The 6,869-nt window shown below is 38.7% G+C and carries 5 protein-coding genes, 1 other RNA gene and 1 pseudogene; 4 read left to right on the top strand and 3 right to left on the bottom strand.

Annotation, left to right across the window (positions count from 1 at the left end; translation table 11 throughout):
• The coding region (locus tag QZU45_RS11495; RefSeq protein WP_295355418.1) for a hypothetical protein at nt 1-794 on the bottom strand (794 nt) is incomplete at its 3' end.
• 269 nt (nt 795-1,063) lie between these two features.
• Nucleotides 1,064-2,310, bottom strand: a pseudogene (locus QZU45_RS11490) (anaerobic C4-dicarboxylate transporter).
• Between the two features lie 388 nt (nt 2,311-2,698).
• Between QZU45_RS11490 and smpB the strand changes: the two are divergent.
• Entirely contained in the window at nt 2,699-3,175 is a 477-nt protein-coding gene (gene smpB, locus QZU45_RS11485) for an SsrA-binding protein SmpB (protein ID WP_074838081.1), read from the top strand.
• Nucleotides 3,176-3,260: 85 nt separating this feature from the next.
• Here smpB and QZU45_RS11480 read toward each other — a convergent pair whose 3' ends face one another.
• Nucleotides 3,261-4,967: a SulP family inorganic anion transporter gene (locus QZU45_RS11480; RefSeq protein ID WP_295355415.1), complete on the bottom strand. Its 1,707-nt coding sequence runs from the start codon at nt 4,965-4,967 to the stop codon at nt 3,261-3,263.
• A gap of 304 nt (nt 4,968-5,271) precedes the next feature.
• On the opposite strand from QZU45_RS11480, the gene ssrA reads away from it, so the two are divergent.
• The 3 genes from ssrA (at nt 5,272) to QZU45_RS12540 (ending at nt 6,306) form a co-directional block, all read left to right on the top strand.
• Nucleotides 5,272-5,640, top strand: a transfer-messenger RNA (tmRNA) gene (ssrA, locus tag QZU45_RS11475).
• Nucleotides 5,641-5,863: 223 nt separating this feature from the next.
• A complete protein-coding gene (locus tag QZU45_RS11470) occupies nt 5,864-6,100 on the top strand; it encodes a hypothetical protein (protein WP_295355413.1) in 237 nt (78 codons plus the stop codon).
• Nucleotides 6,097-6,306 (top strand): type II toxin-antitoxin system HicA family toxin, encoded by a 210-nt coding sequence (locus QZU45_RS12540; protein ID WP_366925497.1) that lies wholly within the window; start codon nt 6,097-6,099, stop codon nt 6,304-6,306. Before QZU45_RS11470 ends, QZU45_RS12540 begins: the two co-directional genes overlap by 4 nt.
• Nucleotides 6,307-6,869: the final 563 nt, after the last annotated feature.

Raw genomic sequence — 6,869 nt, 5'->3', positions numbered from 1 at the left:
CCTTCCCTGTTGGCAGCTTCAAAACTGTCAATTATGGCTGAGGCGTGCTCTGCCTGCTGCAGCAGTTCTTTTGCTGTTAAATCCTGATCCAGAATCTGAGTTGTATTTCTGCAGAATTCGGCGATTTCCTTATGGATTTTTCCTGCAGCTGTATTTTCCTCATAGAAAGATTTATATTCAGGAACTCTGAGTACAGCTTCAAGTTTTTTTACAGCATTCTGCGCATTGGTCATAGCCTGAGGATTATCATCAGGGTGAGTAAGGCTGATTAGCGCTGAATTAACTTTGTTAAGACTCAGACTTAATCTTTCTGTACAGTTTTTCTGTAGCACATACTCATTCATGCTGGAGATAATATTTATTGAACCTACTGCGAAAATGATAATTGCAACTGCGAAAGAAAAAATAATTCGCTGAGCAATGGAAATATCTCCAAACTTTAAGGTCAGTAGTGATTTAAAGAAAGGGGCAGATTGGTAAGTGAAATTTTCAACACTTAGATCAACGGAATCATCATTTTCATCCTCATCATCGTCTGAAGCTTCCTTTTGAGTGTTGTACTCTGCCTGCGATTCTGAGTACGCACCTGCGTCATTGTCCTGCGTTGCTGAGTTGTATGTCTGTTCATTTGCATCAACAGCATTTTCTGTCTCATCGAAACTGCGCTCTGATTCATAGTAGTTATCAGTGGTTAGTACAGGTGGAATATCCTGAGAGGCATTTTCATATTCCTGCAGCTGAGCGCTGTCTTGTGGATTTTCGTTCTGACTGTTATCGATTTCAGACTGTTCCATACCCAATCTCTCTTAAAGGCTTAAAGGTAATAGCTTATCCCGAGCATTATCCAGTACCAGATACTTTGTTAGGACAGATAAAAAAAATAATAATGCTCAGAGCTATTTATAAATAATAGAGATACAACCCCACATAATAATTGTATGTAATAAATTCGAATTCCATGGTGACTTTTTTGGAAGAATTGGAGTTATCGCATGTTTTTGAGGGCATAAAAATGAGAAAACCACCTAATTAAGGTGGTTTTCAAAAATTGACAGGTTGTTTTCTAGATAATAATCTCTGCAAGAGAGAGTCCTACGCAGCAGGCAACAACAACACCGATTAAACCTGGAACCATAAAGGAGTGGTTGAAATACCACTTTCCGATCTTTGTTGTACCGGTAACGTCGAAGTTTACGGTTGCAATATCTGATGGGTAGTTTGGAATGAAGAAGTATGCATAGGTAGCAGGCATCAGACCGATCAGAACAGGACCAGGAAGTCCGATCGCAATAGCTACTGGTAGCATAATTTTTGCGGTAGCTGCCTGTGAGTTAACAACAACAGATACAGAGAATAATGCCAGAGCAAATGTCCAAGGAGCATCATTAACCATTCCGGTAATAGCAGCCTTAAACTCAGGCATTGCATAAGCGAAGTAGGTATTTGACATCCATGCAATACCAAAGATTGCAATACATGCAACCATTCCTGACTTGAAAACTACGCCGTTTGGAATAGTCTTTACTGGTGTCTTGGTTGCAATCAGAATGATAGCTCCGAAACCAAGCATCATCATCTGAATGATAACACCCATAGAAATAGGTCGTGTTCCTTCACCAATAGTTCTAACTTCTGGGAATATGGCGATTAGGACAATTAGAGCAAGGGATAACAGGAAGATTGCTACTGACAGTTTTGCTCCGAAAGGTAATTCCTCATTTAAGGTGGTCTTGGTTGTATTCAGAATCTGATCTCTGTAGGCAGGATCCTGTAATCTTCTCTGATACTCAGGATCATCCTCAAGTTCGCGACCTCTGAAGTTGGAGTAGATTGACATACATACTGTACCAAGAAGTGTTGCAGGAAAGGTTACAGCAAGAATGTGCAGAAGATTTAAATCCTCTAGTCCTGGTAGCTGAAGGACATCTTTTCCTAAATAACAGGCAACAACTGCAGCAATTGGTGAGCCTGTCAGTGCCAGCTGAGAGGCAACTGAATGATTGGCATGATTGAGTAAACTGCATGTCCTGTACCTAGCATGATACTTAGAGTAAAGGTAACCAGAGGGCCAAGGAAGGTAATTCTCTTTGGATTTTTACGCAGGATTTTTTCTGCAATCTGAAGCATATACTTCAAACCGCCAGCAGCTTCTAAGATGGCAGCACAGCTTACTACTGCAATAATGATTAACATTACGTCTACAGGAGCACTTGCTGGAGGCATTCTTAAAATAAATACCTCAACAAGAATACCGATACCTGATACTACACCCAGGCCAATACCACCGTAGCGGCTACCGATGTATAGCATCATTAACATAAAGATAAATTCTGCAATCAGCATAAATATTCCTTTTATTATAATTTTTGAAAATAGTAGTTTAGCCCAAATTCCGCTTACAGACTAGGTTTGACTGTTGCTTCTATTATTCAATTTCGATAAATAAAGAGTTTGATAAAACTATTGCTTATCAAACCTTGCTGATTCTATAAATAATGTCGTAAAAAATATAAAAGGCATGTCAATTTTTTGTATATACCCAATAGAAATAGTTACTGTTATTCTTGGTTTTGAGATATATTTCGTACTTTTTCTGATTATCTATTTGGGCTGAGAATTATTTTTCAGTGATTTTTTTTGTTTTGCTCATGTTGTGGGATATAATTTTTCAGATTAAGTAAATAGTGGAGCAATATAAGTGGCCAAGAAAGTAAAACAGGCAAATAACGTTGTTGCTGTGAACCGTAGAGCCTCCTTTGAATATTTTATTGAAGACAGATATGAAGCAGGATTATCTCTTCAGGGGTGGGAAGTTAAATCCTTAAGAGCTGGTAAATGTAATATCTCTGAAGCTTATGTAAATGTAAAAGGTGGAGAGGTTGTACTGTTCGGTTCTGTAATCAACCCTTTAAAGACCAGCTGTGCCTTTGTTGTGAGTGACCCTACCCGCACCCGCAAGCTTCTTTTATCCAGAAGAGAAATCGATAAGCTTGCAGGTTCTGTTCAGAGACAGGGATATACTATTATTCCTCTGAAGTTGTACTGGAAGAATCAGTGGGCCAAGCTTGAAATCGGTCTTGCCCGTGGTAAGCAGGAACACGATAAGCGAGATTCAATCAAAGATAGACAGTGGGCTCGTGATAAAGAGCGCATCATGAAGAAGAATTTTAAGTAATTTTTTTCCTCTATCTTCTTCTTTTCAATAAAAAAAGGCCTGAACTACTAAAGTAGCTCAGGCCTTCTTCAGTGCTCTAAATTGTTTAAGCTTTCGTTGGATCAATGTGCTTCATGATGAAGTCTTCATCCTTAAGAAGCTTCTTTGCCATCTTCAGAGCTTCATCAAAATCAGGAGCAATTGCACCATCGAGCTTCTTATGAAGACCTGCTCTCTCTAAGATCTTACGAGGCTGAGGTCTTACTGCAGAGAAGATCACAAAGGTTTTATGCTGTCTGCAAATGTTCAGAATCTCTTCAATTGAGTTCTCACCTGAAGCATCTAAATAAGGCATGAATCTCATACGCAGAATAAGAATTCTTGGCAACTGTTCTACAGCCTTTAATCTGTCGCAGAACTCTGATGCGAAACCGTAGAATAATGGACCATTGATCTGTAAAACGGTAACATCCTCAGGTATTTCAATTTCATCGTCTGAAGGATCTTCTCCATCATGGGTTTCGTATTCTGACTTGCAGTGTTGTTTTCTGATTTCAACTGAACGGGACATATGTCTCATGAACAGCAGGGAGGCGAATGTTACACCTACACCGATGGCAACAGTCAGGTCAACCATTACGGTTAGAGCAAAGGTTAGGAACAGAATAGTTCTGTCTGATGGGCTGATCTTAGCAATCTGAGTGAAATGCTTCAGATCTGACATACCCCATGAAACCATGAACAGTACAGCTGCTAATGCGGCCATAGGAATAAAGGCCAGAATATCCATAGCGGTATACAGGAATATCAGCAGGAAGATCGCATGGAAAATACCTGCAACAGGGGTTCTGCCGCCAGCCTTAATATTGGTTGCAGTTCTTGCGATTGCACCGGTAGCAGGAATACCGCCAAAAATACCTGAGGCGATGTTTGCAACACCCTGACCGACAAGCTCCTGATTCAGAGAATGTTTATGGCCGATAAGTCCATCTGCAACAACAGCTGAAAGCAGTGCTTCAATACCTGCTAGGAATGCAATGGTAAATGCTGATGGAACCAAGGCTCTTATCTGTTTTAATGAAAACTCTGGCCATACAGGAGAAGGAAGGCCTGTTGGAAGGCTAGGGAATCTGGTTCCGATGGTCTCAATATCCATTGAGAAGCCATAGGCAAGGGCAGAAATTAAAAGTATAGAGACCAGATAAGATGGAATCTTTGGGGAAATCTTTTTGCAGACAATGATAGTTGCAAGTCCAAGTGCACCCATTGCCAGTGCAGAATAGGTAACCTTATCAAGGTTTGAAAGGTATACATACCACTTGTTCAGGAAATCAGCAGGAACGGAGTCGACCTGTAATCCTAAGAAATCCTTTACCTGGCTTGAAGCAATGATTACAGCAATACCGGTTGTGAAACCTGTGATTACAGGGTAAGGAATATATTTTATGAGTTTTCCTAAACGGGCATAACCAGCAATTATTAGGATGAGTCCGGCCATAATTGAGGCCAGAATCAGACCGTTGAATCCGAATCTCTGGATAATATCAAAAATAACAACTACAAATGCGCCAGTTGGTCCGCCAATCTGGACTCTGGAGCCGCCTAGAAATGAAATGAAGAATCCGGCTACAACTGCGGTAACCAAACCTTTATCTGGTGATGCTCCGGAAGCTACAGCCATTGCCATTGCAAGAGGAAGAGCAACAATAGCAACGGTTAAACCTGCAATCACATCAGAGCGGAAAAGCTTGAAATTATAGCCTTCACGCATACAGGTTATAAAAGCTGGAACAAGAGGATTTGCTGTTTTCATAAAAAATAAAATCCTAAAGCTGTTATATCAGCATTGCTGTTTTTATTAGATTGAAGTTAAAGACCCTTTTTATTGCTCTGACTGCATTATTTACAGGTATGCAATAGGCAATATCTGAAAATGTGCACATTATAGCAAAACAGCATAAAAAAATTCGTTTTTAGAAAAATATTTGTGTTTGCCCAAATATAAGCCATTCTGTTCGTGGAAATTAGTACGTATCTTAGTTTTCTGCTGATTAAATTTTCTCATTACAATAGAAAAAGTTTCGGTATTTGTTGTATACTCTTTCTGTTCACTTCTTGGGGGTGTATTTTTGGTTTCGACCGGAAGTATGAATTCCTAGGAGCATGTCGAGTGGCGAAAGCTCGTTAAAAATTCGTTTAAATATAGTCGCAAACGACGAAACCTACGCAATCGCAGCTTAATAACCTGCTGAATGCCCTCAGTTCTAAGTCTTTCTAGTGACACTTAGTCTTACTGGGGTCGGTTCTTCACTAGATCGTGTGGATGCCCCGTCTGTGGTTGAAGCATTAAAGATTATACAGACTGGGTACTTTGTGGCGTGGCGGTCGCGGTCCGCAGCGGGTATCGAGATTAATGATTGCCTAAACATGTAGCGCCGAAGATGCAGTCTTTTGGGACGAGGGTTCAACTCCCTCCACCTCCACCAAAACTCAAAAATCTTGTTTATATTCAAATAGTTGTATCTTTTTTTAGAATAACTAAGTGCCAAAAAATTTGAAATTTGGCGTTCAACTGATTCAATTTTTCAAAATGTAAAAATTGAGATGAAATCTTTGTTATTTTTTTTGTAAAATGACTATCCTTTAAATAAGATCATGTTTGAGGTGAAAATCATGTATTACAGAATTGGTTTCCCCTTTTGGAAATTTATGGCTCGTTTAGGATTTGTATTGAGCTATCGTTATGATATTTATTACAGCCGTGAGTCTAATGATTATTGTGCATACAGTCCTGATATTAAGGGGTTGTTTGCTGAGTCAAAAGATTTAAATGAAGTTGTATCTGCTATGCAGGAAGGTGCAAAAGAGTTGGTTTCTATTGATCTTGGCAGAAATGTAGATCATCTATGTCCTACAGGAATTATTTCTAAGGCTCTTCCTGTATGAATGGTTATTACTCGCTAGTTATTAAGTTACTTCAACAAATCGGCTACGAATACTACAGAAACGGAAAAGGCTCACATGAAATATGGGTCCAGAAAGACAAAAATGGAAATATTTGCGGACGCTGTCAGATTCCAAGACATTTAGACAATAAAGTTTGGGCAAATAAATTGCTAAAAGATGCCGGAATAAAAGAAAAGATCAGATAAATTTTGTTATTATTAGGTACAGTTCTTATTCGCACTCTTAGTAGGAATAAATGATTTTATATTCATAAATATGTTTTTTTAACTAATTAGTTCCCTACATTACGTAGGGTTCAAAGTCCTATATGAGGCATCCATAAGTCCAAAATACAGGCCGCTACAGATTTGAGATTTGCAATCAACTGTAGTGTCAGGGCCCCTCTCTATGAGGGGCTAATCATTTCTACATAGCCATGGTTACGATGTAACCAAGAATCTTAAGTGCTTAATCAGACTAATCATTAGAACTGTAATAAAGAATAGGGACTTAGTTTCTATTTTGCTCATTTTCAAATGAATAGATTCATTAAAATCTGTAGTTTTTTGTAGTGTTTTTATATTTAATTGATTTGTAAAATAATTTTATATCGTTTTCTCCCTCCACCTCCACCAAAGCCTTTAACACCTTGATGCAGCATGAAGAGAGCTGTTTCAATTCTGTTTTCTTGTGTTAATTTTCAAATAGCTGATCAATTGTTAATACATGAACAAAATCACCAAAATAATTTGTTTTTCTTAATCCATAC

This window comes from uncultured Succinivibrio sp., from assembly GCF_902756765.1.
In the GTDB taxonomy this organism is placed as follows: Bacteria; Pseudomonadota; Gammaproteobacteria; order Enterobacterales; family Succinivibrionaceae; genus Succinivibrio.
This window is presented reverse-complemented; position numbering and strand designations above follow the sequence as displayed.